Source organism: Mesorhizobium sp. M0296 (genome assembly GCF_040321675.1).
Lineage (GTDB): Bacteria > Pseudomonadota > Alphaproteobacteria > Rhizobiales > Rhizobiaceae > Mesorhizobium.
In genome coordinates, this window is the sequence record NZ_JAMYRZ010000037.1 from 36736 (window position 1) to 63142 (window position 26407).

27 protein-coding genes and 5 pseudogenes are annotated in these 26407 nt (G+C 60.9%); 22 read left to right on the top strand and 10 right to left on the bottom strand.

Translation table 11 applies throughout. From position 1 onward, the window contains the following. The 7 genes from ccoP (at nt 1) to NKI97_RS27670 (ending at nt 7806) form a co-directional block, all read left to right on the top strand. Complete coding sequence (ccoP, locus tag NKI97_RS27640) at nt 1–864, top strand: cytochrome-c oxidase, cbb3-type subunit III (protein WP_352837729.1); 864 nt, start codon at nt 1–3, stop codon at nt 862–864. Between the two features lie 217 nt (nt 865–1081). Then, a complete protein-coding gene (gene ccoG, locus NKI97_RS27645) occupies nt 1082–2641 on the top strand; it encodes a cytochrome c oxidase accessory protein CcoG (RefSeq protein WP_352837732.1) in 1560 nt (519 codons plus the stop codon). Further along, nucleotides 2638–3135 (top strand): FixH family protein, encoded by a 498-nt coding sequence (locus NKI97_RS27650; RefSeq protein WP_352837734.1) that lies wholly within the window; start codon nt 2638–2640, stop codon nt 3133–3135. Before ccoG ends, NKI97_RS27650 begins: the two co-directional genes overlap by 4 nt. Beyond that, nucleotides 3132–5420, top strand: coding sequence for a cation-translocating P-type ATPase (locus NKI97_RS27655; RefSeq protein ID WP_352837736.1), 2289 nt, complete (start codon nt 3132–3134; stop codon nt 5418–5420). Before NKI97_RS27650 ends, NKI97_RS27655 begins: the two co-directional genes overlap by 4 nt. Beyond that, a complete protein-coding gene (ccoS, locus tag NKI97_RS27660) occupies nt 5417–5572 on the top strand; it encodes a cbb3-type cytochrome oxidase assembly protein CcoS (RefSeq protein ID WP_352455561.1) in 156 nt (51 codons plus the stop codon). The genes NKI97_RS27655 and ccoS overlap by 4 nt, the downstream gene beginning before the upstream one ends. 206 nt (nt 5573–5778) lie before the next feature. Then, nucleotides 5779–6885: a copper-containing nitrite reductase gene (gene nirK / locus NKI97_RS27665; protein ID WP_352837738.1), complete on the top strand. Its 1107-nt coding sequence runs from the start codon at nt 5779–5781 to the stop codon at nt 6883–6885. 51 nt (nt 6886–6936) lie between these two features. After that, nucleotides 6937–7806, top strand: a complete 870-nt coding sequence (locus NKI97_RS27670; protein ID WP_352837739.1) for an SUMF1/EgtB/PvdO family nonheme iron enzyme — start codon at nt 6937–6939, stop codon at nt 7804–7806. Between the two features lie 57 nt (nt 7807–7863). On the opposite strand, the gene NKI97_RS27675 is transcribed toward NKI97_RS27670, so the two are convergent. After that, complete coding sequence (locus NKI97_RS27675; protein WP_352837741.1) at nt 7864–9039, bottom strand: NnrS family protein; 1176 nt, start codon at nt 9037–9039, stop codon at nt 7864–7866. Between the two features lie 93 nt (nt 9040–9132). After that, on the bottom strand, nt 9133–9570 hold the full coding sequence (locus NKI97_RS27680) for a pseudoazurin (RefSeq protein WP_352837743.1): 438 nt from the start codon (nt 9568–9570) through the stop codon (nt 9133–9135). Nucleotides 9571–9721: 151 nt separating this feature from the next. Between NKI97_RS27680 and NKI97_RS27685 the strand changes: the two genes are divergently transcribed. Next, a complete protein-coding gene (locus NKI97_RS27685) occupies nt 9722–10423 on the top strand; it encodes a Crp/Fnr family transcriptional regulator (protein WP_352837745.1) in 702 nt (233 codons plus the stop codon). Between the two features lie 3 nt (nt 10424–10426). Here the strand turns inward: NKI97_RS27685 and NKI97_RS27690 are convergent, their stop codons facing one another. Together NKI97_RS27690 and NKI97_RS27695 are read right to left on the bottom strand one after the other, a co-directional pair. After that, a complete protein-coding gene (locus tag NKI97_RS27690) occupies nt 10427–10642 on the bottom strand; it encodes a DUF1858 domain-containing protein (RefSeq protein WP_352453048.1) in 216 nt (71 codons plus the stop codon). Between the two features lie 234 nt (nt 10643–10876). Beyond that, nucleotides 10877–11329, bottom strand: coding sequence for a group III truncated hemoglobin (locus tag NKI97_RS27695; RefSeq protein WP_352746904.1), 453 nt, complete (start codon nt 11327–11329; stop codon nt 10877–10879). A 158-nt stretch (nt 11330–11487) separates the two neighbouring features. Between NKI97_RS27695 and NKI97_RS27700 the strand changes: the two are divergent. Beyond that, nucleotides 11488–11630 (top strand): annotated as a pseudogene (locus NKI97_RS27700) (c-type cytochrome); the annotation flags it as partial. A 39-nt stretch (nt 11631–11669) separates the two neighbouring features. Here NKI97_RS27700 and NKI97_RS27705 read toward each other — a convergent pair. After that, nucleotides 11670–11939, bottom strand: coding sequence for a DUF6455 family protein (locus tag NKI97_RS27705; protein WP_352453050.1), 270 nt, complete (start codon nt 11937–11939; stop codon nt 11670–11672). Nucleotides 11940–12332: 393 nt separating this feature from the next. Here NKI97_RS27705 and NKI97_RS27710 point away from each other — a divergent pair, with 393 nt between their 5' ends. The 6 genes and pseudogenes from NKI97_RS27710 to NKI97_RS27735 all read left to right on the top strand — a co-directional run bounded on the left by NKI97_RS27710 (nt 12333) and on the right by NKI97_RS27735 (nt 17959). Next, nucleotides 12333–13820: a PAS domain S-box protein gene (locus NKI97_RS27710; protein ID WP_352453056.1), complete on the top strand. Its 1488-nt coding sequence runs from the start codon at nt 12333–12335 to the stop codon at nt 13818–13820. After that, complete coding sequence (gene fixJ, locus NKI97_RS27715) at nt 13810–14424, top strand: response regulator FixJ (protein WP_352453051.1); 615 nt, start codon at nt 13810–13812, stop codon at nt 14422–14424. The genes NKI97_RS27710 and fixJ overlap by 11 nt, the downstream gene beginning before the upstream one ends. 517 nt (nt 14425–14941) lie before the next feature. Continuing rightward, nucleotides 14942–15388, top strand: a complete 447-nt coding sequence (locus NKI97_RS27720; protein WP_352746945.1) for a pyridoxamine 5'-phosphate oxidase family protein — start codon at nt 14942–14944, stop codon at nt 15386–15388. Nucleotides 15389–15556: 168 nt separating this feature from the next. Beyond that, nucleotides 15557–16006 (top strand): thioredoxin TrxC, encoded by a 450-nt coding sequence (trxC, locus tag NKI97_RS27725; protein ID WP_352746901.1) that lies wholly within the window; start codon nt 15557–15559, stop codon nt 16004–16006. A 13-nt stretch (nt 16007–16019) separates the two neighbouring features. Beyond that, nucleotides 16020–17210 (top strand): annotated as a pseudogene (locus NKI97_RS27730) (MgtC/SapB family protein). 155 nt (nt 17211–17365) lie between these two features. Next, a complete protein-coding gene (locus tag NKI97_RS27735; protein ID WP_352837747.1) occupies nt 17366–17959 on the top strand; it encodes an NAD(P)H-dependent oxidoreductase in 594 nt (197 codons plus the stop codon). Between the two features lie 632 nt (nt 17960–18591). Here the strand turns inward: NKI97_RS27735 and NKI97_RS27740 are convergent. Further along, nucleotides 18592–19572: an alpha/beta fold hydrolase gene (locus NKI97_RS27740; protein ID WP_352837749.1), complete on the bottom strand. Its 981-nt coding sequence runs from the start codon at nt 19570–19572 to the stop codon at nt 18592–18594. 346 nt (nt 19573–19918) lie between these two features. Between NKI97_RS27740 and NKI97_RS27745 the strand changes: the two genes are divergently transcribed. Further along, complete coding sequence (locus NKI97_RS27745; RefSeq protein WP_352837750.1) at nt 19919–20566, top strand: helix-turn-helix domain-containing protein; 648 nt, start codon at nt 19919–19921, stop codon at nt 20564–20566. On the opposite strand, the gene NKI97_RS27750 is transcribed toward NKI97_RS27745, so the two are convergent. Beyond that, nucleotides 20548–20907: a hypothetical protein gene (locus NKI97_RS27750; RefSeq protein WP_352837753.1), complete on the bottom strand. Its 360-nt coding sequence runs from the start codon at nt 20905–20907 to the stop codon at nt 20548–20550. The two genes, NKI97_RS27745 and NKI97_RS27750, sit on opposite strands and share 19 nt — an antisense overlap. Nucleotides 20908–21550: 643 nt before the next feature. On the opposite strand from NKI97_RS27750, the gene NKI97_RS27755 reads away from it, so the two are divergent. Continuing rightward, a complete protein-coding gene (locus tag NKI97_RS27755) occupies nt 21551–21937 on the top strand; it encodes a hypothetical protein (RefSeq protein ID WP_352452825.1) in 387 nt (128 codons plus the stop codon). Between the two features lie 11 nt (nt 21938–21948). Beyond that, entirely contained in the window at nt 21949–22458 is a 510-nt protein-coding gene (locus NKI97_RS27760) for an RES family NAD+ phosphorylase (protein WP_352746891.1), read from the top strand. A gap of 71 nt (nt 22459–22529) precedes the next feature. Here the strand turns inward: NKI97_RS27760 and scpB are convergent, their stop codons facing one another. The 3 genes and pseudogenes from scpB to NKI97_RS27780 form a co-directional block, all read right to left on the bottom strand. After that, nucleotides 22530–23207 (bottom strand): SMC-Scp complex subunit ScpB, encoded by a 678-nt coding sequence (scpB, locus tag NKI97_RS27765; RefSeq protein ID WP_502907128.1) that lies wholly within the window; start codon nt 23205–23207, stop codon nt 22530–22532. Nucleotides 23208–23272: 65 nt separating this feature from the next. After that, nucleotides 23273–23860 (bottom strand): annotated as a pseudogene (locus tag NKI97_RS27775) (DUF1403 family protein); the annotation flags it as partial. Next, entirely contained in the window at nt 23742–24059 is a 318-nt protein-coding gene (locus tag NKI97_RS27780) for a DUF1403 family protein (protein ID WP_352837752.1), read from the bottom strand. The pseudogene NKI97_RS27775 and the gene NKI97_RS27780, both read right to left, overlap by 119 nt. Here NKI97_RS27780 and NKI97_RS27785 point away from each other — a divergent pair. The 4 genes and pseudogenes from NKI97_RS27785 (at nt 23956) to NKI97_RS27800 (ending at nt 26181) form a co-directional block, all read left to right on the top strand. After that, a complete protein-coding gene (locus tag NKI97_RS27785; RefSeq protein WP_352452833.1) occupies nt 23956–24177 on the top strand; it encodes a hypothetical protein in 222 nt (73 codons plus the stop codon). The two genes, NKI97_RS27780 and NKI97_RS27785, sit on opposite strands and share 104 nt — an antisense overlap. Nucleotides 24178–24347: 170 nt before the next feature. Next, a pseudogene (locus NKI97_RS27790) lies at nt 24348–24509 on the top strand (plasmid partitioning protein RepA); the annotation flags it as partial. 47 nt (nt 24510–24556) lie between these two features. Beyond that, nucleotides 24557–25259, top strand: a pseudogene (locus tag NKI97_RS27795) (IS6 family transposase). A 388-nt stretch (nt 25260–25647) separates the two neighbouring features. Continuing rightward, a complete protein-coding gene (locus NKI97_RS27800; protein WP_352452820.1) occupies nt 25648–26181 on the top strand; it encodes a Ros/MucR family transcriptional regulator in 534 nt (177 codons plus the stop codon). Nucleotides 26182–26407 lie beyond the last annotated feature (226 nt).

The following is a 26407-nucleotide window of genomic DNA, read 5'->3' on the forward strand; positions in this document are numbered from 1 at the left end:
ATGAGCGACGAGCACATCGATGAAATCTCTGGCGTTTCGACCACCGGCCACGAATGGGATGGCATTCAGGAGCTGAACAACCCGCTTCCGCGCTGGTGGGTCATTACCTTCTACGCCACCATTATCTGGGCAATCGGATACACCATCGCCTATCCGGCATGGCCTTTGCTGCATTCGGCAACAACGGGCGTGCTCGGCTATTCGAGCCGCAACGAAGTCAAGAACGAGCTATCGGCGGCTGAAGCGGCGAAGGGCAAATATGTCGCGGCGATAGAATCGAAGAGTGTTTCGGAGATCGCGGCGGACGATGGTTTGCGCGAATTCGCGATCGCCGCTGGCGGCGCCGCGTTCAAGGTCAATTGCGTGCAATGTCATGGCTCCGGCGCCCAGGGCTCTAAGGGCTTCCCCAACCTCAATGACGATGACTGGCTGTGGGGCGGCAAGGCGGATCAGATCCAGCAGACGGTCACGCATGGTATCCGCTTCGCATCCGATCCGGATACGCGACTTTCGGAAATGCCAGCCTTTGGCGACATTATCACTGCCGACCAGATCAAACAGGTCAGCGCCTATATTGCCGGCCTGTCCCAAGCCGTCAGCGACGAATCTTTGGTGGCGCCCGGTGCCAAGGTTTTTGCGGAAAACTGCGTTGCTTGTCACGGCGACAACGCAAAGGGCAACAAGGAGCTCGGCGCTCCTGATCTGACCGATGCCATCTGGCTCTACGGATCGGGCGAAACGGCCATTGCCGCCCAGGTCACAGCGCCGAAACAAGGCGTGATGCCGGCCTGGGGCGCGCGCCTGGGCGAAACCAGGGTCAAGGAATTGGCGGTCTACGTGCATTCGCTAGGCGGTGGAGAATAGGAACGGGGGCCTATTCTCCGGCCCTCACCGCCGAAGCGACGAGGTCCGGCTCTGCCGGGCCTCGATTTGTTTTCCATGGGCCAGGCGATTGACCTGCATCAACGCGGCGCAATCCAGTCGGCAGCAAAATCCGCTCGACGCTGTATTTCGCTGACCTGCCTGCATCCAGTCAGGACATTTGCCCGGCGAAATCAAAGCTGCGCGACGGGAGAAACCAGTGCTGGACAATACGCAGGTAGAACGGCTCGAAGCCGAGGCGGTCAACTCCGCCAAAGTGCGACAGCCGATGTATGCCGCGCGCAAGAAGATCTTCCCGAAGCGGGCCTCGGGCAGCTTTCGCCGGTTCAAATGGCTGGTGATGGCGATCACGCTCGGCATCTACTATCTGACGCCGTGGCTGCGGTGGGATCGTGGCCCGTTCGCCCCTGACCAGGCAGTGCTGCTCGATCTCGCCAACCGGCGTTTCTACTTCTTCTTCATCGAGATCTGGCCGCAGGAATTCTACTATGTGGCCGGCCTTCTGGTCATGGCCGGCGTCGGTCTTTTCCTCGTTACGTCGACTGTCGGTCGTGCCTGGTGCGGCTATACGTGTCCGCAGACCGTGTGGGTCGATCTGTTCCTGGTCGTCGAGCGAGCTATCGAGGGCGACCGCAACGCACGCATGAAGCTCGATGCCGGGCCTTGGACCGCCCGCAAGCTCGCGCTGAGAATATCGAAACACGCCATCTGGCTGATCATAGGTGCAGCGACCGGCGGCGCCTGGATCTTCTATTTCGCCGATGCGCCGACCTTGCTCGTCGAACTCTTCACCGGCACGGCAGCGCCTGTCGCCTACATCACCGTCGCTGTGCTCACAGCGACGACCTATACGTTCGGCGGGCTGATGCGCGAGCAGGTCTGCACCTATATGTGCCCATGGCCGCGCATCCAGGCGGCCATGCTCGACGAAAGTTCGCTCACCGTCACGTACAATGACTGGCGCGGCGAACCGCGCACGCGTCACACCAAGAAGGTCCAGGCCGCTGGACAGTCAGTCGGCGATTGCGTCGACTGTAACGCCTGCGTGGCTGTCTGCCCGATGGGGATCGACATTCGCGATGGCCAGCAGCTCGAATGCATCACCTGCGCGCTCTGCATCGACGCCTGCGACGGGGTCATGGACAAGCTCGGCAAGGAGCGCGGCTTGATCTCCTACGCGACACTCTCCGACTACAATGCCAACATGATGCTGGCGACCGCGGGCGGCGCCTGTTCGGTCGATCCGTCATTGGTCAGGACGGATGACGGCCTGTTTTCGGACAGGGTGGCGCATTTCCATGTCCGCAAGATCTTTCGGCCACGCACCTATGTCTACATGGCCATGTGGTCGCTGATCGGCCTGGGTCTGCTCTTTTCGCTGCTGACGCGTGACCGGCTCGAAATCAATGTTTTGCACGACCGCAATCCACAATTCGTAACGCTGTCCGACGGCTCGATCCGCAACGGCTATGCCGTCAAGCTGCTGAACATGATCCCCGAACCAAGAACGATCGTCGTCAGCATTGCGGGTTTGCCAGGCGCAGAGATGAGCATCGTTGGTGTCGACCTCCCCGCCGATCGCTCTTTTGCGATCCAGGTCGAACCCGACCGGCTGAAGATGTTGAAGGTTTTCGTGCGCCTGCCTGCTGATCAGGTCCATGGCGAAGCGCAGACCTTCACATTCCGGGTCGAGGACAAAACGAGTTTCGAGTCGAACGAATACACCGCCACATTCAACGCGCCGGAGATCGCCAGATGAACGCCACCACGCGAAAGTCCCGCGAATTCACCGGCAGGCACATGTTGGCCATCATCCTTGCTTTTTTCGGCGTGGTCATCGCGGCCAATCTGACCATGGCGACGCTTGCCAAGACGAGTTGGACCGGCCTTGTCGTCGAAAACACCTATGTGGCGAGCCAGCAATTCAACAGGAAGGCCGAGGAAGGGCGCGCGCAGGCAGCCCTCGGCTGGACCGGCAAGCTGACCATCTCATGGGGCGAAGTCCGCTATGGCCTCACCGACGCCGCCGGCAAGTCGGTTCCCTTGCATGGCGTGAAGGTGCTGTTTCGCCATCCCGCTTACGAGAAAGAAGATGAGTCCATCACGCTCGCCGCCGCCTCGGGCCAGGAGTTTGCCGTGCAGCACATGCCAAGGGACGGTGTGTGGATCGTCGAAATCGACGCCGATGCCGGCCTGGCAAGGCCTTTCCGCGACGTGCGCAGGATCATGATCTCCGATGGAGCGCTGAAATGAGCTGCTGTGCACCAGGTGCTGAAATGGCGCTGGATCTGGGCAACGCTACATCCGTCCGGCCTTCCAGCGAAGAGATCAAGCTGGCGAGCCTGTCGCTTGGCGATGGCCTTAGCCAGACCGATCTTTCAGTTCCGACGGTTCATTGCGCAGCCTGCATCCAGACAATCGAGACGGCGTTGGCAAAACTCGATCACGTCGAGGCCGCTCGCGTCAACCTGTCAACGAAGCGGGTCTCGGTCCGGTGGCGCGGGGACGAGGCCCCACCATTCGTCGCCATGCTGGGGCGGCTGGGTTACCAGGCGCATTTGTTCGAACCAGAGATTGGTGAAAAGGACAAAACGCTCTCGGAGCTCATCCGCGCCGTCGCTGTTGCCGGATTTGCGGCGGGCAACATCATGCTGCTGTCGGTTTCGGTCTGGTCCGGTGCCGAGGGCGCGACCCGCGACCTGTTCCACTGGGTCTCGGCACTGATCGCCATCCCCGCACTCGCCTTCGCCGGCGGCATCTTCTTCAAGTCGGCCTGGAATGCCTTGCGTCACGGCCGCATGAACATGGACGTGCCGATCGCGGTCGGCGTGTCGCTGGCCTATGCGATGAGCCTTTATGAGACGATCACCCATGGCGACCACGCCTATTTCGACGCGTCGGTGTCTCTGCTGTTCTTCCTGTTGATCGGCCGCACGCTGGATCACATGATGCGCGAACGCGCCCGCACCGCGGTGAAAGGCCTGTCACAACTGGCCGCGCGTGGCGCCATGGTGCTGCGCGACGATGGCGCACGCGACTATCTGCCGGTTGGCGAGATCGAACCGGGCATGCTGTTGCTGATCGCGGCCGGCGAAAGGATCCCCGTCGACGGCAAGATCACGCGTGGGACATCGGACGTCGACTGCTCGCTGGTTTCGGGCGAGAGCACGCCCAGAAGCGTGGCGCCAAATGACGCCATCCAGGCCGGCGTGCTCAACCTTACCGGCCCGCTGACCATCGAGGCGACAGCTGCCGCGAAGGATTCGTTCCTGGCGGAAATGGTTCGGCTGATGGAAGCCGCCGAGGGCGGTCGCGCACATTACCGCCGCATGGCCGATCGCGTTTCAGCACTCTATGCTCCAGTTGTTCATCTCACCGCCTTCGTGACATTCCTTGGCTGGATGGCGGCAACCGGCGACTGGCATCGGGCGATAACCATCGCCATTGCCGTTTTGATCATCACATGCCCGTGCGCGCTCGGGCTCGCCGTGCCGATCGTCCAGGTGGTCGCCGCGCGGCGGCTGTTCGAGAACGGCATCATGGTCAAGGATGGTTCGGCCATGGAGCGCCTGGCAACGATTGATGCAGCGGTGTTCGACAAGACCGGCACGCTCACGCTCGGCCAGCCCCGTCTCGTCAATGCGGCCTCGATCGATCCGGCCATGCTGACGATTGCGGCCGACATGGCCGCGCATTCGCGTCATCCCTTTTCAAAGGCCATAGCCGGTCTTGCCGCTGCCGGCGGGCAGCACAAATTCGATGCCGTCACCGAGCATCCGGGGTTCGGGATCGAGGCAACTGACGTCGGAAGTATCTGGCGGCTGGGCAGACGCGGATGGGCTGGATGGAAGGCCCGCACCGGCGGCGAAGGCAAACATGGCTATGGCGGGACGGTCCTGACGAAAGACGGGATCGTTGTCGCGACCTTCAATTTCGAGGATGCGTTGCGTGCCGACGCCATGGCGGCGATCGAGCGATTGAACGATGCCGGGATGTCGGTTCAGATGCTGTCGGGCGATAGCGCGAGCGCCTGCGGCGAAATCTCGAAAATGCTGGGTATCGGCGATTTCGTTCCGTGCCTGCTGCCGTCCGGCAAGGTCGAATGCATCGAAACCCTGGCGAAAGAGGGACACCGGGTTCTGATGGTTGGCGACGGCTTGAACGACACGCCTGCGCTGAGCGCGGCGCATGTTTCGTTCGCGCCGGCCACGGCCGCCGACATTGGCCGCAATGCGGCGGATTTCGTATTCCTGCGCGAAAGCCTTCTGGCAATCCCCCTCGCGCTGGACGTCTCGCGCAAGGCGGGAAGCTTGATTCGCCAGAACATCACGATCGCCATCGTCTACAATGCCGTCGCCGTGCCGATCGCGATCCTGGGGCACGTCACCCCTCTTATCGCCGCGATCGCGATGTCCGCGTCTTCCCTGCTTGTCATCGGGAATGCGCTGCGTCTGCGAGGTTCTATGCCAGATTCGCCGGCGAAAGATGTCCGGCACGACAGGCTGTCCGACAGCAGCAAACTGGCGCAATGCTCATGACCACCCTTGCCTACCTCATCCCTGTCGCCCTGTTCCTTGGTGCGCTTGGCCTGGGGGGCTTCCTGTGGGCGTTGAGGAGTGGCCAGTACGAAGATCTTGACGGAGCTGCCGAGCGGATCCTTATCGATCGAGAAGACAGACTGGAGCGCTGATCCAGGGCCGAGGGCTGACAAACAGCGCCGGTGCAGCCAACCGCTCCCACACCCTTCCCCCTGCGACTATGCTGCGCACGATTGCTGTTTCCGGGGTTGTCGCTGCCTAACACTGAACGCCACCAATTTGCGCCAGCGCAAAGAAACGCTGCGTCAGGCCAGATACCTTCTGCTCATCCGCAACGGTTGAGAGATAGGAGACTGACATGATCACGCGACGCGACGCCCTTTTCGGAGCAGCGATTGGCGCTGCCGCCGTGGCGGCACTGCCGGCATTTTCGGCAACGGTGACAAAGACGGACATTCGAGGGCTCGCCCGCGAAAAGATCGAGCTCGTGGCACCGCCCTTTGTGCATCCGCACGATCAGATCGCCACGGGCGGACCGAAAATCGTCGAGTTCACCATGACCATCGAGGAAAAGCCCGTCGTCATCGATGCCGACGGCACGACGCTCAATGCGATGACCTATAACGGCTCGATTCCTGGCCCTCTGATGGTCGTGCATCAGGACGACTATGTCGAACTGACGCTCATCAATCCCGACACCAACTCACTCGCTCACAACATCGATTTCCACGCCGCAACCGGCGCGCTGGGCGGCGGCGCCCTGACGCTGATCAATCCCGGCGAACTGGTGACCTTGCGCTTCAAGGCAACCCGAACGGGTACGTTCGTCTATCACTGCGCACCTGGCGGCGCGATGATCCCATGGCATGTCGTCTCCGGCATGAGCGGCGCCATCATGATCCTGCCGCGCGATGGGCTCAGGAACGACAAGGGCGAACCGGTAAAGTACGACAAGATCTTCTACATCGGCGAGAACGACTTCTATATTCCGCGCGACGAGAAGGGCAACTTCAAGACCTACGAGTCGGCCGGCGACGGTTACGACGACATCGTCAAGGTCATGCGCGGGCTGATCCCGACGCATGTGGTGTTCAATGGCAAGGTCGGTTCGCTGACCGGCGACAATGCGATGAAGGCGAAGGTCGGCGAGACCGTGTTGATCGTCCATTCGCAGGCCAACCGCGATACGCGACCGCATCTGATCGGTGGCCACGGCGACTATGTCTGGGAACAGGGCAAATTCGCCAATCCGCCGGCCAAGGATCTGGAAACCTGGTTCATCCGTGGCGGCTCCGCGGGGTCGGCGCTCTACACGTTCCTGCAGCCCGGCGTCTACGCCTATGTCAATCACAATCTGATCGAGGCCGTGGAGCTCGGTGCGACCGCTCACTTTATGGTCGAGGGCGAATGGAATGACGACCTGATGACGCAGGTCGAAGCGCCGACACCCCTCGCCACCAACTGACGGCACTCCAATTTGCCCGGACAGCGATGCTGTCCGGGCATGGACAAAGCGATGTCTCCATTGATCCTCAAGGTTCTTCCGGTCGCCCTGGTCGCCGCTGCCGTTCCGGCAGGGCTCTCGATACAGACGGTCTTCGGGGATCGACAACCTCACCCCATCGCTATGACGGTTACCTTGCTTTCCGGTTCGATCACCTATCCGACGCCAGGGGAGTTCCTGATGGAGGGACGCCCGCAAGCCAATCCCCGCCTCAAGCGGCAACTCAACAGACCTCTCGAAATCATGGCCTACCAGATCAGCGCGGCCGACTATGCAGACTGCGTCTCGGCAGGAGGCTGTCAGCCGGCACAGGAGACGCGCGCGATCCCAAGCAACGCTCCCGTAACTGGAGTGAGCTATCTCGATGCCAATGCCTACGCCCGGTGGTATTCGCAAGTGACCGGGGACCAATGGCGGCTGCCATCCGACGAAGAATGGGCGTTTGCCGCGGCGGAGCGGTTCGCAGGCGAATTCGAGGGTGTTGAAAACGACGCCAACAACCCCGCCAGACGCTGGCTCACCAGCTACAAGGCCGAGGTGGACCTCAATCGCAAACCGGACCCGTTGCCCAAGAGCCGTGGCTCTTTTGGTTTCAATTCCCTGGGCCTCGCCGACTTTTCCGGCAATGTCTGGGAGTGGACTTCGACTTGCTATGTCCGCACCACATTGGCTGCGGATGGAAGCGGCGTTGCGAGTTCGGTCGACAATTGCGGCGTCCACGTCCTTGAAGGGCTTCACAGAGCCTACATGTCGAATTTCGTCAGCGACGGAAAAAGCGGCGGCTGTGCCGTTGGCACGCCTCCCGACAATCTGGGTTTCAGGCTGGTCCGGGACCATCGGGGGTGGGCGAAGCGTATCGTCGGCTACCTCGGTATTGCCTGACAAATCAGAAGCGGCTTATTCATTCGCGTTTCGACGGTCGCCTGTCTCCCCGCCGCCTCACCGCACCTTTGGCCTCATCAACGCAGTTCCATAGATCAGAATGAAGCCGGCAAATGCCGCCACCCATGCGGTGCCGGCCATGTCGATCACTATGTCACAGGGGACGAAGGCAGCCAGGATTCTCAATGATCCTGCGAGGAGGACGGTCACGAAGATGAACGAGGCGCCTTTCCCAGCCTTGAGCTCTCGCCCGGTGTGCCCGAGCGTCGCGCGGGTCATCACGGCAAGCGTCATCGCGCCGACCGCACCAGTTCCGAGCGCGTGGAGCCCTGCAGCAGCCGGCACGATGGCAGGATAGAAGATCGACGCCGAAACGAAGGCAAGACCGATAGGCACAAAGGCATATGCAAGATGGAGGGTGAGCACGAGCGGATCCCGCAATGTGCGCTCGCCAGCCCAGCCCGACAGACGCCACGCCTGGCAGATCGCGGCGACGGCCATGAGCATTCCTGAGGCGCTGTTGTCGGGGGCGAACGTCCATGCTCCCAGCGCGATGGCTGAGATGGCTATCGATGCCATGTCAAAACGGTCGAACGGAGCAGGCAGCCTGCCAGGATTTTCGCGGACGAGCCAGTTGCGGGTGAAGCTCGGAATGATGCGCCCGCCGATCAACGAGATGAGCATGATCGCCGCGGCCATGCCGAGCCTGCGGCTGATGTTGGATGTGCCTTGAAGATGCGCCTCGATGTGGAACGTGCCGTTGGCGCCAGCCAGGACGGCAAGCGGCAGCAGTACTTTCAGATTGCGCCAGTTCCGTCCCGAGACGATTTCGCGTGCCGCCGCCGTGGCGACCGCAAGCAGAAAAGAACCGTCGATCACAGCGGCTGCTTCCCAACCGATATCCGCCGAGAAGAAGACAGCGATACGGCCCGCTAGCCACAAGACAACCAGCGCCAGCAGCGGCAGGCCTTGCACAGGCAGCCGGCCGGTCCAATTCGGGATCGCGGTCAACAGGAACCCGGTAACGATCGCAGGCAGATAACCAAACAGCATCTCGTGGACATGCCAGTCGACGGGAACGAATGCACTGTGGGCATTGAATTCGCCCGCATAAATCGGCAGCCAAAGCAGAATCGAGAGTCCGGCATAAAGCGATCCGAGGAAGAAGAAGGGCCTGAACCCGTAGGAAAGAAACGCGGGCCCGGCGTATGCCCGAAGGCGTGGAATCCCCATGACTATATCCTCAAATGAAAAGGGCCGGATGAACCGCCGCCCTCGGTTCGTCCGGCCCGCGCCCGCCCCCTTTGTGGCAGGCAGGCATGCTGGTCAGTTGGCCGGGACCTGGGTAAACAGGTCGGCAAACACCGTCTTTGCCTTCCCCGCATGTTTGACCGTCTTGGCTGTGTCGAGGTTGACCGGCTTGCCGACAACGATCAGCGCGACCATGCCCATGCCGTAATGAGGCGCGCATTTGACGCCGTACACACCTTCCTGGGTCAGTGTGACGGTGATCTCCTCGTTGGGCTTCCCCTTGAAAGGTTCGGCGCCATCCGGGATCATACCCTTGATCGACTCCGCATCGTGGCCCTTGTCGATCGGCACGAACTTGACGGTGTCGCCGGGTGCCGCCTTGACGAAGGCCGGCTGGAAAACCATGGCGCCTTTTCCGCCCTTGTTGAGCATTTGCACCACATGCTCTTCCGCGCTTGCGCCGCCGGCGAGCGCGAGGAGGGAGATTGCGGCAGCGAGGATGGAGAGTTTCATCGATTTGTCCTTTGTTTCGTCTTCGCGGCATTGCGCCGTTCCATGCCATTTAGCTTGATGCGGCCGGGGACAATTTGCGCTGGCGCAAACTCGGGATAAGAAAGGTCTCCCGCACGACTGATGCGGAACCGTAGGGCTGTGAGGGATCCGCTTGGCTGCGTTGGATCGATCGGTGATTTCTGGACTGCCCCTCTTCCAGGGGCTTACGCCCGACGAGCAGAGCGAGATCGTACAAAATGCGCGGTCGTCTCGTTATGCCAAGGACACGGCGATCTTCGAGCAGGAAGCCGAGGCCCATTCGTTTTTCGTGCTGATCGCCGGGCACATACGCGTTGTCCGCACCACGCCTGACGGGCAGCAGGTCATCGCCAGATACATCAGTGAAGGCGAAATTTTTGGCGTCGCCGCAGCACTAGGGCGAACGACCTACCCCGCCAATGCGGTCGCCGCGGTGGACTGCGTGGTGCTGGCCTGGCCCAACGCTCTCTGGCCGGACCTGGCGCGACGGTTCCCCGTGTTTGGGGCAACCACCTATAGGACGGTTGGAACCAGGCTGCAGGAGACCCAGACGCGGGTGGTGGAGATGTCCACGGCACAGGTGGAGCAGCGGGTTGCCCATGCGCTGCTGCGACTGGCGAACCAGACCGGCCGAAAGACCGACAGCGGTATCGAAATCGACTTCCCGATTTCGAGGCAGGACATTGCCGAGATGACAGGAACGACGCTGCACACCGTAAGCCGTCTGCTCAGCAAGTGGGAAGACCACGGAATAATTGTCAGCGGGCGCCAGAAAGTCACCGTGAAGGATGCTCATCGCCTTGTGGTTCTCGCCGAGAACCGGGACAAGGGCTGACCTTCAGCTTTCGCGCCGAACAGCCGATTCCAGGTCCAAAATGAAGCAGGTCTGGTTGATCCGATGCTCGCGGCATGCTTCGGCCACGGTATGGAAACTGCCGATCGGGCAGCCCACGCAAAGCATCCTGTAGTTCACCACCACGGCCACCGTTGCCGGCCATTTTCTCATGATCTCGTCAACGACCATATCAGAGTTGATCGAACTGCGCTGCTTCACGATGAAGTCTCCGCGATATGCGAGGTCTCGTCATAAATCGCGCGCGGGCTGCCTTCGTTGCGCTTTCGCAACTTTGATGAGCGTCTGCCAGGAAAACTAGACGAACGTCATGACCACGATTGCACCGACGACGATCAGAACAAGCCCGCCGATCAGCATAGGGAGCAGTGTGTTGTTCAGGTCGACGCCGGACGAATTGCTTGGCCATCGGTGTGTCGTTTTTGTTTGAGTCAGTCATGCTTGTCTCCACGGACAGGCAGACGCGCATCGCGCGGCGTTGCGGCTGATTGTGGGTTTACCCACGCTAATTGGGATGCGCAGCGCGCGATCCATGAACAGCGCCGCAACCTCGGGTGGGCAAATGCCGTGCACGGTTGCGCGAAACAGCTTTAGCCAACGCCGGAAATGCGCCACTCCAAGGCCGGAGATCGCCAGGTGTGGCGGTAATGGACGGCCTTCATAACGGGACGACCGGAGCAGCGTAGCGGACCAGAAGTCGCACATCTTAGCCAGATGACGCGGCCACACCTCAGGCTGGATAGCGTCATGAAAGATGGGGCCGAGAAGGTCGTCGCGGCGAATCTTGTCATAGAAGCCGTGAACCACAAGACGGATCATGGCCTCGTCAAGCACGTATGGCAACGGAGTACCAACGATCGTTCTCTTGCTCCGAGCCTTCGCAGTCATGTGCACGTCCTTGCTTTTCGAGGGCCCAAAGACCTCAAGGTGATACCCGCCCTCAAACAGGCCCGCGACGCGCCGAGTGAAGTCGCGTCTACGATGGGATCGATGCATTTGGTTTCAAAGGAGGCCTTTGTCGGCATAGATCGGATCGCATCTGAAAGCCGGCGCCTCGCAGTGTCATTAGCGGCGCGCCTCTGCGGGGCATCGCTGCAGGTTCCTGTCATGGCAGCCTTGATAACAAGCGGGCAGCCCGTGGGGCCAGTCGGCTGTTTACATGAAAGTGGAGTTGCAGGCATTCGCGGCGGCCTTGGTGACGCGAACTGCGGTATGCCTGCGTAACGCTCTATCGGTGGCCGGCTGCGTGCTGCAGCCGTGCGATCAGGTCGCGGTTGCGGCAATAGTCTGGCGGATCATCAGCTTGCTGGTGTTCATCAAGCCAAGTCGAGCATTCATCCTGGTGCCCGCAGGAGCGACACCGGTCCACCGCCCGATTGGTTACGCCAACATGGTCCGGAACGACCTTCAATTGTTTGTCGACGCCGAGCTTCTGCATCATGCGGCCCATCAAGGCGGTCCTGGCGTCAACTGAAATCAGGTACTCGAGAAAACTCATGTCGTTTTACTCCCGTTTCCCGGCAGATCATCGCCATGTCGGCGACAGCTGCATTGATCTCGGTCAACAGGCCACTCCCTCTCGTGGCGACTGGGGCTGGCGTGAATGCCGCAAGGTGACAACTTTGAAGTTCCTATGTGACCGGCGGTTATACGACATAAGGGTGCAGCCGGCAGGCCGATGGGGTGAGCTCCGAAAGGTCCAGCAGGCTCGACCGCGACTATTTGGCTTCATGGGTTTTCCGTGTGCAGAACGAGCAATGGATGGTAACAAGACTGCGTTGCGGGTTCCCCGATCATAGGACTTGATTTGGACGACAAACAACCACGTAACTTGTCGACTGGTGTTCGCGCCGAAGGGCGGGGCACGGCCGAACACGACCGGCTCTCCCAGATGTTTGAGCAGGCCCCTGGTTTCATCACGTTGATGCGTGAGCCGGGCCACGTCTTCGAGCTGACCAACGCCGCCTATCAACGCCTGATTGGCCAGAGGCAAGTGATAGGAAAGTCGGTACGCGAAGCCCTTCCCGAGCTCCCAGGCCAGGGTTTCTACGAACTGCTGGACCAGGTGTACGAAACGGGCGAGCCCTACAGAGGTCAGGGCGTAAAGGTCGCTCTTCGCAACAAGGATGACGAGCCGGTCGAAGAGCGCATCCTCGATTTCGTCTATCAGCCCATCAAAGCCGACGATGGTCGCATCACGGCCATTTTTGTCCAAGGCACCGACGTCAGCGAGCTCTCCTTTGCGAACGCGGCACTTCGTTTGCGTGAAGATCATTTGCGCTCGATCCTGGCGACGGTGCCCGACGCAATGGTCGTCATCGACGAACAGGGCAGTATTCAATCCTTCAGCACGGCTGCCGAAACGCTGTTCGGTTACCAGTCGAGCGAAGTCATCGGTCAGAACGTCAATCTGCTGATGCCGTCACCCTACCGCGAAGAGCATGATGCTTATCTGCACCGGTATCTATCAACCGGTGAGCGCCGGATCATCGGGCTCGGCCGCACCGTCACTGGAATGCGCAAGGATGGCTCAACTTTTCCGATGGAACTTTCTGTCGGTGAAATGCATCCTGGAACCGGCCGCTTCTTTACCGGCTTCTGCCGCGACTTGACGGAGCGCCACAGAGCAGAGGCAAGGATACAGGAGCAGCAGCAGGAGCTTCTCCATATGGCGCGGTTTACCGCGCTAGGCGAAATGGCTTCGACACTTGCCCACGAAATCAACCAGCCCCTCACGGCAATCACGAACTACCTGAAAGGCAGTCGCCGACTTCTCGAAAGAAGCACGGAAGAGAATGCGCCGATGCTGAGGGAAGCCGTCGAAAAGGCAGCGGAACAGGCATTGAGGGCCGGAGACGTCATTCGCCACCTGCGGGATTTCGTCGCAAGAGGCGAGAGTGAGCGTCAAGTCGAACGCCTGCCGGCGATTATCGAGGAAGCCTCGTCACTGGCACTGGTCGGCTCAAGAGAAATAGACGTGCGTGTCAGCTATAAGCTCGATCCGGCCGCCGAACTGGTCTTGACGGACCGCATCCAGATTCAGCAGGTCCTGCTGAACCTGATGCGCAATGCGATAGAAGCCATGCAAGGCGTACCACGCCGTGAGTTGCAAATCATAACCGTGGCCCGTGATGACGGCATGGCTGAGGTAAGCGTGATCGACACAGGCACTGGTCTCGCGCCGGAAGTCTCCGCCCAGCTTTTCCAGCCATTTGTCACCACTAAAAAGCAGGGCATGGGCGTCGGCCTCTCTATTTGCCGTACGATCGTTGAGTCGCACGGCGGTCACATCTGGGCCGAGGCAATGCCGTCCGGAGGAACCGCCTTCCGGTTCACCTTGCGCATCGTGGAAAAGGAAGAGGTCGCCAGTGGCCGATAGCCATCTTGTGCATGTGGTCGATGACGACGTCGACGTTCGCAAATCGCTTGGTTTTCTGTTGGCGACGGCTGACTTCGCTGTGCGCCTGTACGAATCGGCGACAGCTTTTCTGGCTACGGCCACGAGCAGTCTTGACGGCTGCATCGTGACCGATGTGCGCATGCCCGGCATTGACGGCATCGAGTTCCTGCGGCAGCTCCGGACCCGCGGGCATACTATTCCGGTCATTGTCATGACAGGCCATGCCGACGTGGCGCTCGCTGTTCAGGCGATGAAGGAAGGTGCCGCCGATTTCATCGAAAAGCCGTTTGACGACGAGGTGCTGATCGAGGCGATCCGCTCCGCTTTGGACAATCGCAACCAGGCGGATGCTACACACCCACAAAGCGTGGAAATCCGCGGTCGTCTGGCGGCCCTGTCCGAGCGAGAACGACAGGTGCTGGACGGTCTTGTGTCCGGCCTGCCAAACAAGACGATTGCTTACGATCTTGGCATCAGCCCGCGCACGGTCGAGATCCATCGCGCCAATGTCATGAGCAAAATGGCCGCGAGCAGCCTGTCGCATCTCGTGCGCATGGCATTGGTCGTGGAATCCAAACGTTAAGGCGAGTCACCATGAGACTTGTGGTTGTTTGCCGGGATCCTATCCGGCATCCAGTCGCGCCAGTGGGTCGGGTGGATGTCAACGCGTGAGCGGGTGGCGGCGTTCTTCCAGCCTTCCCGCTCCTTTATGCAAGGGAAAACAAGGGTATGTTCGCCGTCCTCGTCGAGGACGGCCAGTTCGAGCTCACGACCGAACGGAGCGCTTGAGATTGGCTTCCACATCATCCCCTATGATGCGTGGAAGCGGCAGGGCCCCGCCTTGATCTGGATCATTTTTCAGAAATCGCCCACTCCCGCATCGACACTGACAGCGTGGCGTGGCCGCCATGCGAATGACGAGACCGGCCAGACATGGTCGTTGGGTCGCCGTGGGATGACCGACTCCTTGATCGTGATCAATCACCTCCCTGGCAGCAGGCGCTATGATCGAGATTCAAACGAGATCCGCGATGCCGGATAGCAGAGTCGATGAAGCACGGCGACACCCTTGCAGTCACGAAACACAGGAGATCGCGTTGATGTTGATCCGTACGCTTTCCGCCTTGGAATGTACGAAATTGCTAACGGCCAATCGAGTCGGCCGCTTGGCATGCGCGAAGGACGGGCAGCCTTATGTCGTCCCGCTGCACTATGCCCACCCGGACAATCACCTTTATGCATTTTCCATGTTGGGCAAGAAGATCGACTGGATGCGGGCCAACCCGCTGGTGTCCGTCCAGGTCGACGAACGCGGCCAAGGGCGGGGATGGAGAAGCGTGGTTGTCGACGGCCGCTATGAAGAACTGCCTGACCATATCGGCTGCAAGGTTCAGCGCGACTATGCATGGTCAGTGTTGAGCAGGCACGCCAACTGGTGGGAGCCAGGTGCCCTCAAGCCAGTGACGCCTGCCGTTTCGGACAGCACTCCGCACGTCTTTTTCAGGATCCTCATCGAGCAGGTGTCGGGCCGGGAAGCAAGCGAGTGAACCGTTCCGCCCGCTTGGGTTTTGCAAAGCAGGGGCCGCCAGCAGACTGAGCTGTCCCAGCCGTTTTCACCTTAAGGTCCCCGTCGTGGCCAAAAGCATTGGACATGCGAGGCACTTGGCGACGGCGATCTCCCACGCACATAAAGATGATACCAATGGTGAATGGTTATGGCTCAGCAGAATCTGGTGGTTTGCAGCAAATGCGGTGGGGTCAACCGCCTGCCGCCGGCCCGCAGTGCCAAGAATGCGAAATGCGGAAAGTGCGGGAACAGGCTGTTCTCAGGTCACCCTGAAGACGTCAACGGTCGGATTTTCGATGACCACATCACGCGCAGCAGTATCCCCGTTGTCGTCGATATCTGGGCCCCATGGTGTGGCCCGTGCAAGATGATGGCGCCGGCATATGAGACGGCAGCGAACGAATTGGAGCCGGATGTTTGCCTGATCAAGCTAAATTCCGACAATGAGCAGGCCGTTTCAGCCAGGCTCGGCATTCGCAGCATCCCGACCATGATCCTGTTCCATGGCGGGCGGGAGGTCGCGCGCACATCCGGCGCAATGACGGCCGGGCAGATCGTCAGGTGGGTTCGCGACCACCTGCCGATGGCCACGGCCTGAAAGCAGCCACACCATGGATTCGCTCATCGCCCGGCTCGGTCTCGCTTTGGCAATAGGCCTGCTCGTGGGATTGCAGCGCGGCTGGCGGGAACGGGACGCGCCTGATCGCAGCCGGACGGCCGGAATTCGAACTTTCGGCATATCCGGTCTGCTCGGCGGTATTCTCGCAGCTCTGGCCGATGCGCTCGACGCAGTTTCCGTGCTAGTCGGCGGCTTCGTCGCCTTTACGGCAATCTTCGCCTGGTACAAGGCGCGTGACGCCGCCCATGACGAGGACTTCAGCGTTACTGCGGTGATCGTGTTCGCGCTCGGTGCGCTTTCGGTCGCCGGTGACTACCGCGTCGCCGCAGCCGGGGGGCGGCATTGGCGGCGGTCCTTGCCAGTCGCGAGATCCTGCACGGCCTCTTGATCGGCTGACCTGGGTCGAGCTTCGTTCTGCGCTGATCCTGGCCGTGATGACCGCGATCGTTTTGCCATTGCTGCCAAACCGGACGATGGACCCGTGGGTTGGCTTCAACCCGTGGGAAGTCTGGTTCCTCACGGTGCTGATGGCGTCGATATCGTTCGCTGGCTATGTCGCCGTTCGCGTTCTGGGAACCACGCGCGGGCTGCTCGTCAGCTCGCTCGCCGGCGCCATCGTCTCTTCCACCGCCGTGACCATGGCACTCGCTGGCGGCAATGGTTTCGGTGCTGCGCGTTTGCGCCGTGGTGCTGATCGTCGAGCCAAGCGTTTTGGTCGTGATGGGCATTCCGGCGATTGCCGCGGCGCTCTCCTTCGCGGCTCTCGGAGCATTGCTGCTGACTCGAGACAGCGGGGATCACGAAGGCGGCGCGATCGCGCGCAATCCGTTCGAACTAGGGCCGTTGCTGCTCTTCGCCCTGCTCTTTGCGATTGTCGCGACCGCGAGCGCTGCATTGGCTGCTCAATTCGGCGGACGCGGCTTGCTGGCGAGTTCGGCGCTTGCGGGCACATTCGATGTCGATGTCTCGGTGCTCAATGCTTTGCGCCTGGTCAAGCATTCGGTCCCTGTCGAGACCGGTGGGCAGGCGGTGCTCGCGGCACTGGCAGCAAACGCGATCGGCCGCCTGTCGCTGGCAGTATTTGCCGGTCCGATGAGGTTTCTGGTTGCCGCTGGCAGGTGCAACCCTGATCGCCGCAATAGCCGGTTACGGTGCGGTGTTGCTGCCACTGACCTTCCGATAGCGCCGAGAACCGGCCTCTTTTGATGCCGATCAAGGGCCAAGCCGTACAGCCGCTCTATGAAACTCCGCGAAGGAGTGCGCCATGATCAGCTTGAAGGATCTTACCCCGAAATTCCGACACGTCCGGTTGCTGCCAAGACGCCTCAGAGGTAACTCATGCCGCGACGACGCATCTTGATTGTTGTCGGCCATCCTGACCCGTCCCCGGACCGGCTCTGCCGTGGTCTCGCCAAGGCCTATGCCGAAGGCGCGGAACAGGCGGGGCATGTCGTCCGCCGGATCGATCTCGCGGCGCTCGATTTTCCCATGCTTCGGACGATGCAGGAGTTCGAGCACGGCGCGATCCCCGACAGCCTGAAGGACGCCGCCGAAGCGATCGTCTGGGCGGAGCACATCGTGTTTGTGTTTCCGCTGTGGCTCGGAACCATGCCGGCCATGCTTAAGGCGTTTCTGGAACAGGTTATTCGGCCGGGAACGGCGTTTGCCTATCCGGACAAGGGCGGAGGCTTCACCAAGACGCTGCTTCGCGGCCGCTCCTCTCGCGTCGTGGTGACCATGGGCATGCCTTCCGTTCTTTACCGGCTCTGGTTCCTCGGCCACGGCATTGCCGGCATGCGGCGCAGCATCCTTCATTTTGTCGGCATCAGTCCGGTACGCGAGACGTTGTTCGGCATGGCCGCGGGTGCCAGGGATTCGACACGGGCGAAGTGGATCGAACAAATGCGCAAGCTCGGTGGCTTGGCGCTTTAGCCACGATCAATCAGGTAAGATAAGGTCGGCCGTGGTTGTCCAGCCACCGAATATTTGATCGCTCAAGCCGCGCGACTCCACCGGGCTTTGTCCGGCGCGACAGCTCTAAGTAGTTTTTCATGGGGAAAGCCGAGTTTCGCGACCCGCGGATTTTCGTGCGGTTGTTGTGCCACGGATCAATCGGGAAACAGCCATGCGCGCCTGCGCCGACTGGTGAGAGCCGGTGCCGCCAGGAGACTGAGCTATCCTAGCTGTTTTTACCCAATGTCACCCAAGGTGCCAAAAGCATTCCAAACCAGCGCTTCGGCCTGATCTGGCCAGGGAGACGGGCCGAGGCTCAGGCCGTGGCCTGCGCACCGGTCTTTCCGAAATGACCGGCTGCGTCTTTCGCCATCCGGCGAGTACACCAACGCGCGTAGACATCCAGCGTGATCCCGAAAGACAATTCAAAGGAGCCGCGCGTAGGCTACGAAACGGTTAGTCCTGGGATCATTATCAATCTTTTAGTTCGCAAGCGGCTACGAAGGCGAGCGCCGGCACCATGCGCTGCCCTCTCCCCCTGCGATTGTTCTTTCGATCGGCGACAGCAACGAACGATCTGTGAGGCGGTACCGCCCCAAGCGGATGTGGTATCACTGTCTTGGTACGTCGGATGACGGGATGAGGCCGGCGCCAGCTAGGAACGTGCGAACTGCCATGCGAACATCCTGCTGCTGTCCAACCAGAAGATGTCCGCCAGTGTCGTAGACGACCAGTTTGGCACCCGGGATCTTGGCTGCGGCGAACTCAGCTGCCGGTAGCGTGTCAAACAGGTCGTCGCGCGCAGAAATAATGAGCGTCGGCGCAGTAATTACTTCCAAGGGCAGTTCATGCAACGCAGGGGTGCTGTCGATGTTGATTCCAGGGAAGCGCAGCGACAACGGCTCAACGCTCTTGACGATGCTCATGACGCGGTCCCGTTCGGCCCGAGGCGCAGCCGCAACCAGCGCTGGCGGAACGCCGAGGAAGCGAATGAGCACTGACGGTGCGATCTTCTCCGTGGCCCACCATGCGAAATCGCCGCCCGCATTGACGACCCAGAAAGCGAACTTGTTGCCGCGGCTCGCTTCAATCGAGACCGGATTGGTGGGCGAATAAAGACCTGGGACGATCAGAATGAGAGCGGTGACCTTGTCCGGGTGCCGGAGTGCGAGCTCGACCGCAGAACGCGCGCCTGCCGAAACACCGACGACCATCGCTTTGGGTACGTCCAGTTTGGATAGCAACGCCGCATGCGCATCGGCCTGCGCGGCTGGAGAGGTATCCTGCGGAACGGGGGTGCGCAGATAGCCAAAGCGCGACGGCGCGATGATCCGAAAGCCCTCACCCACAAGATCTGCTGCATTGGCAAGCCCTTGGTCAAAGCCGCCGCCGGCGCCGTGGATCGATAGGAGCGCAGTACCCACACCAATGTCGGCGTATTCGATCGGGCCTATGTCGAGGTTGGCGACCACGCCGCCTCGGCTGGCGGCGTCGCGCAGGCGGCCAAGCTCGTTCTTGTAAAGCAAGAAAACGACTCCGGCCGTTGGTATGGCGATGACCATGGCCAGCAGCAAACCGCCAATTCGACTCATTGCAAAAGCTCCACAAAAGGACGGACGAATATTGGCCTGTCTCGCTTGGAAGCAGGTTGATTTACCTCAATATCCCTGAGTGACAGCATCGGTCGCTGTATTTGGATGCTGTCAATTGTGGGATACGCAGCCGGTCCGGCGCCCCCTCCTCTCCCGGGTTGTGCATCGTACATCCCGAAAACCGTTCGGCTCTGCTCCCAACGGCCTGACGATCCAGGCCCTGTGCAGCACTGGGCCAGACCGCTAGCGCCTCTGCGCTAGGTAGTTTCCCGTAGGGACATAACCGAATTTCGCGACCCGCGGATTCGCGCGATTGCTGCGTCGCGGATCAACCGGGAAAACAGCCATGCACGCCCAATCGACCTCCAGAATTTCACTGCCGTCACACTCCGTGCAGTCGAGCCTGCCTGCGGCATTCGATCTGACACCGCTACAGCCGGTCAGCTTCTTTCCCTCCGGTTCGGAAATCTATGCCCAAGGTGAAAAGGCCGGAGCCTTCTACAGGGCCGAGTTTGGCGCCGTCCGTGTTTACCGCCTGCTTGCGGACGGTCGCAGGCAGATAAGCGCCTTCCATCTGGCTGGAGAGACATTCGGCTTCGAAGCCGACACCACCCATCATTTCTTCGCCGAAGCCATCAATGCTACGAGTGTCCGCGTCTTCCGCTTTACCAATGGTGCGGATATCTCCCGTCAGCTGCTGCCGTTGGCTCTCAAGGGCCTGACGAGAGCGCAGGAACATCTTTTGGTCCTCGGTCGCCAGAATGCCATCGAACGCGTCGCCGCGTTCCTGGTCGACATGGCGGAGCGGCAGGGCGGGTTGCGACAGGTCGAACTGCCGATGTCGCGCATGGATATCGGCGATTATCTCGGCCTCACCATCGAGACCGTATCACGGGTTTTCACCCGGCTGAAGGACAAGGGCGTCATCCGCCTGCTCAATCTGCGCAGCATCGAGATCGTCAGGCACGACGCGCTTCATGCGATGAGCGAATGAGCTGCGTCGACATCGAATAACCGTTTGTTAGGCATGTCTGAGACCGTGACGGGACTGTTTCCAAACGTTCGTCGACGGTTGTCGGAGCGGTCGGTACGAAGCCGGTATGCATCATCTTCCGGTAGTAGTGTCAGGACGATCTTGTACGTCTCTGGCGCGCTGGTCACGTTTGCCCTTATTTTTGTGACGCTTGAAGATGTGGCCATGGTGGCGCGCGATCTCGGGTTCGAACAATTCCTTGCGACCGGCTTGACTCGCTCGAACGTGCCCTGTTCGTGCTCCATCAGTGCGGAGTAGCCGACGACGTCCAAAGCAAGAATTGCAGCAAGCTTTCGGTCCATGACCGCGCCCCCACACTTGGCAGCATCACACTGCGCGCCTCACTCGGTCTTACGCGGCAGTGTCGGTGACGCTTCCCAAAGCGGCGCGGAGACTTCCGGCGTCTCGCTCCTAACATTAGACATATCTAAAGCGATGTCGAGGGGCCGTCTGAGTCTCGCGGCAATTTCTGCTCTTACCCATCTCTCGCCCCTTGCCCCCAATCCTCCAGGCGTGTTTTTCGGATGGCCCGCGGCGTCGAAGCCCACCGGTCCGTGCTAGAGCCGCGAGAGTGGTCAGCCCCCGCTGTTGGTCACCATGGATGAACCTCTGGCGCTCCGGCGCTCCAAGTCCATCCCGATTTCAAGGCCGGCATATGGCGCGGCCGCGACCTCGGTCGCCGAGCTGTATGGGATGGCAGGTCTGACTTCAACGGCCGACATGCGGCGCAACTTCGACCTACAGCGTCGTTGCCTGCAAGGTCTGCTGTTGGGAAGCAGCAAAGCTGATCTTACGGCTGACATTGGGGGCATTGCCGCCGCTATCTAACAACCGCGACGGGGATGAAGAAGGGCAAGCAGTGTGGTGGAAGGAGTAGGGCCTCCGTCCACTTGCTATGCGTCGAAATGTGCATATATTGTGCATATGAGAGGTCGGAGATTTGTCATGGCCCACGCACAGCTCGCACATTCCACGGTGATTTCAGGCTTTGTCGATAGCCTGCAGGAGCCGCGCACGCCTTATATCTCGCCGAAGCGCCTGTCGCAGGCGCTTGGCGTGAAGGTGGCCAACTTGGCCCAGTTGACCGGTGTCCACCGCAACACGCTCCGCAACCCCTCATCGGAGCGCCTGCAGGGCCGGATGCGCGAGATGGTGAAGGTGATCTCGGCGGCGACGGAACTCACCGGCGATGTCAACAAGGCGATCTTTTGGTACCGCAATGAACCGATCGCCGACTATGGCCATCGTACCGCAGCCGAGCTCGTCGCCGACGGCCAGGTCGAGGCGGTTCTGGCCTTTATCCGGGATCTCGAGAATGGGGCGCGCGGGTGAGGATCACCCGCATGGGTCCAGACGAAATCTTCCATCGCTATCTGACTCCCAAATGGGCTTTCCTGCCCACCAGCGGTGCAGGCGCGGCGATGGACGGCGGTCGTTTCAACCGGCCGGGCATCGAAGCACTTTATCTGTCGCGTGCGACCCAGACGGCGCTTGATGAATACAAGCAGGGTGCCAGCATCACCCCGCCCGCCACCCTTGCCGCTTACAAGATCACGCTCGCCGAGGTGGCCGACCTTTCGCAGGGGTTCGATCCGGACATCTGGGATGGGCCGTGGAAGGAGTGGGATTGTGCCTGGCGCCAGGTCGCTCGCATCGACAAGAAGATCCCGCCGTCGTGGAAGCTCGCGGATCTGGTCATCACCGCCGGGCTTCGGGGCATCCTTTTTCCGTCGCTGCGTCACGCCGGCGGTACCAATCTGGTTATCTTTCCGGCCAATCTTGTCGACGGCGACCATGTCGCGGTTCACGATCCCGATCAACGGCTGCCGCACGACCAGTCGTCCTGGTCCTGAGTTATCGACTATCTCTGGGATCGCAACGCGACGACGCCCCGTCACGGCGCTTGGTCCCCAACGACACCGTCCTAGCCGTCGCCCTCCCCGCGCGCCAGCCCGGCTGGAATATCGCCGGCCAGCAGCTTCTCCTTCGACAGCAGCCCTGCGTCCTCGAGCGCCTCGAAATCCGGTAGCTGGCGCAGCGTGTCGAGCCCGAACTGCGACAGAAAAGTTTTCGTCGTCACATAAGTATAGGGCGCGCCAGGTTGCGGCGAGTGCGGACCCGAAGCGATAAGATCCTGCGCGCGCAGCATGCCGATCAGGTCGCGCGACACCTCCTTGCCGAAAAAGCTGGAGAGCTCGCCACGGGTGATCGGCTGGAAGTAGGCAATGCACATCAAGACAAGCGCCTCCGCCTGCGGCAGTTCTTTTGCCCCCTCGCCCGCTGCCGTGCCGAAGGCTGCGTGAATGGCATCGCCAAAAACCTTTCTGGTCCGGTGCTGCCAGCCGCCGGCGACCGAGACCAGCTCATAGGGGCGACCGGCGAGCTCGGCGCGGATGTCGTCGATGATCAGCTCAAGATTGCAGTTCTTGCCGACGACCCGCGCCAGCACCTCGCGCGGCACTGGTTCGCTTGCCGCAAAGACAACCGCTTCGACGCGGCCCATCCACTCGCGCCAGCGCAGTTCGGCCGGTAAATGTTCGAGCTCGGTGTCGAGCAAGGCCGGCTGTTCGTTCGGCTTGCGGCGGGCGGAGGCTTCGCCCATCGCTAGAGTCCAAACAGTCGGAACGAGGCGCGGCCGGTGAGCTCGCGCAGCGCCTCGAGCTTTGCAGCCGCTCGAACAGGCGCCGCGCCGCAAACCGCGACAGTCTTTTGGTCGTCAGCGATCCGGAGAGGGCGCCGTCGTCGAGCAGTCTTTGGATCACATCGCCCGCCCCCCTTTGCCCTGAGCTTCGGTGCGACGGCGATGAGCCGCTTCGCGCGCCGCGACAGCTCGGCGGCCAACCGGCAGGCGTCCGCCGCCGCCTGCGCCAGCGCCAGGCACACTGCCCGCTCGAACCCTTTTTCGCCTGGCCGGATCCGCTTGCCGCCGCCAGGCTTGGACCGAAACGCCGGGCCAAAAACGTGTGCCATCAGCAGCGGCAGCGGGCGCGGCCAGCGCAGGTTTTGCGCTAGCACCAGGTCGGCGAGCCGCCAGGCAAAAAGCTCGGCGTCGGACTGCATGGCGACGACGTGAGCGGCGATTGCCGCCGCGGCGAACGGCGCCGGCCGCCCCGAGCGCGCCAGGTCGTCGATGTGTTCACAAACCGCGGTCAGCGCCTCGACGTCCCAATGGAGACCCAGCTGGTCGACGATCTTTTCGAGCTGATCGGCGCTGGCGGCGGGCGGCTGCCCGGGCCAACTGCCGCCAGGCGCCAAAGGTGGCGCTGGCGGGGCCCGGATCGGCTCCGGCCTGGCGCAGATGCCATGCGTCGCGCAAGGCGGCCTCGTCCTCCGAGCGCCCGGCCAGCCGCATGCTGGCGGCGCATTTCAGCGCCAGCCGCTGGCGCCAGGCGCCGGCCCAGCCGGCTTGCGTGCGCGCGAGCGTCTCGAGCGTGCTCAAGGCGGGCGCCGGCACAGAAGGCGGCGTCGGCGTCTCCGGTGCGCAATACCACCTGCCAAAGGACTTCTGGGCGGCCGTCAAGCGGCTCAGCATGCGCCAAATAACCGGCCTCTTGGGCTACCCCAACATCTAAGGGAAGCAGCGCGCGCGGGTTGTCCGCGGACAACTGCCAGTGTCAGAGGGTCAACTCCCGGGTCAACTCCACTCATGGTTAAACGTTTGTAAAATGTTTACGAATCGGACCATACTGTAACTGCGCAGTTTGAATGAAATCTGCATCAACTGCGTAGTTCGAGGCGAGCAATGCTACAAACATATATGCAAACTAGCGGGCAGGAACACCTGCCGTCGATGTTGTCCGCGGATTCTATCGAATTGTCACGGCAGCTTCAGTTGCACCAACAAAAGATCTTTCCCCCAGCCTCCCAAAAAACAATCCGGCATTTCACACCTGCAGAAGCGGCGTTGTCACGGTAACCGCTTGTCAGGGATCGCTGCGATAGATGCGGGGGATGAACACTTCGCAGATCAGCTACAAACGGCATCGGTTCCCACCCGAGATCATCGCCCACGCGGTATGGCTGTATTATCGATTTCCGCTGAGCCTGCGTCATGTCGAAGAAATGCGGCTGGAGCGCGGCATGATCGTTTCCTATGAGACGATCCGTCGGTGGGGAAAGAAGTTCGGGCTGGACTACGCTCGGCGCCTGCGCCGCAAGCAGCCCAGTCGAAATGATATCTGGCACCTCGACGAAGTCGCCATCACGATCGCCGGCAAGAAGCATTGGTTATGGCGGGCAGTCAACCAGGACGGCTATGCGCTCGACGAGATCGTCCAGACCCGGCGCAACCAAGGCCGCCAAGCGCTTGCTGACACGGCTGTTGAAGAAGCAGGGCCAGGTGCCGAAGCGCATGATCACCGACAAGCTCGGCTCCTAGGGAGCAGCGCGGCGTCAGGTCATGCCGGACGTCGAGCACCAGTCGCACAAGGGCTTGAACAACAGAGCGGAGAATTCGCATGTGCCACTGCGAAAACGAGAGCGTATGATGCAAGGCTTTCGATCGCCGGGGAGCTTCCAGCGTTTCCTCTCGACCTTTTCTGCAGTCCGCAATCTCTTCGTCCCGCCCCATTCAAAACGCTCCGCCTTTCAGATCCATCTTCACCGCCTGAATGCCATGGCGCAATGGAAAGCTGCTGCCGGCGTGATCGCCTGAAATCATTCCCAAAAGTCACAACGACAGCCCATCTCTGTTTATGTGACATCACCTGTTTTCCTTCCTCGACGCGCTGCAATTGCAAATCCAAGGCATCGGCATAGGGCGGCGATCGTCGCGCTGATGATCCGTCGCTCGCGGGCCAGCGCCCCGGCCATGCTCGGCGTGCCGTACGCATGGGAATAGGGCAGCGCTGTCCGAAGCCGCTGCTCGCTTTCAGGGTCGACATCGAGCGTGTCCAAGCTTGTTTGGAGGCGATGAAAGCGAAGCTTGCCGGCTTGATATTTGCGGGGAATAGGGTTTGTTGCGGAATAACGAATTATTTGCCTGATTGGCAATAAACAGCTCATCAATTTCAACGCGCGCCATTAGACAAGAGGAAAACTCGATGACCGTTTCTCCAGACCAAAACGACCAGGCTGATCTCGTAGCAATTACCGCCGACATCGTTTCCGCCTATGTTTCGAACAATCCTCTGCCGGTCGGCGAGTTGTCGAAGCTGATCGGGGACACTCATGCCGCTTTGCAAGGGGTCGGCAAGCCCGTGGCTCCGGCCGCAGTCAAACTGGAGCCCGTGGTGTCGATTAAGAAATCGGTGACACCGGATTTCATCATCTGCCTGGAAGACGGGAAGAAGTTCAAATCCTTGAAGCGTCATATTGGGACGCATTACAATCTGAGCCCTGACCAATACCGGCAGAAATGGAACCTGCCCTCCGACTATCCGATGGTGGCGCCGAACTACGCGGCCACCCGCTCGGCCCTGGCAAAATCGATAGGCTTGGGCCGCAAGACGGCAGCGCCAGCAACAGCTGCGGCAGAAAAACCAAAACGAGCTGCTCGCGCGGCGGCAGCGACAACAATACCATCGGCAGTCAAGTCGCCGGTGAAGAAGGCGCGCAAGGCGCCCGTCAAAGCATAGCGTGCTGCACCAGATAGAGGTGCAGTGGCGAACCTGAACATGGCGAAGCCCGCCTTGCGCGGGGCTTCGTGTTAGCTCGGATCACTCGCCGGTGCGGCGGGACCAGATGAGCGAGAACTCGCCCTCGGTGTCGGTCTCGACTAGAGCGGTTCCTGATTTGACGGAATCGAAGGGGATTCCGGATCAGTCGGTTTTGTGATTCAAGATGCTGGCTGGAGTGGAGGCC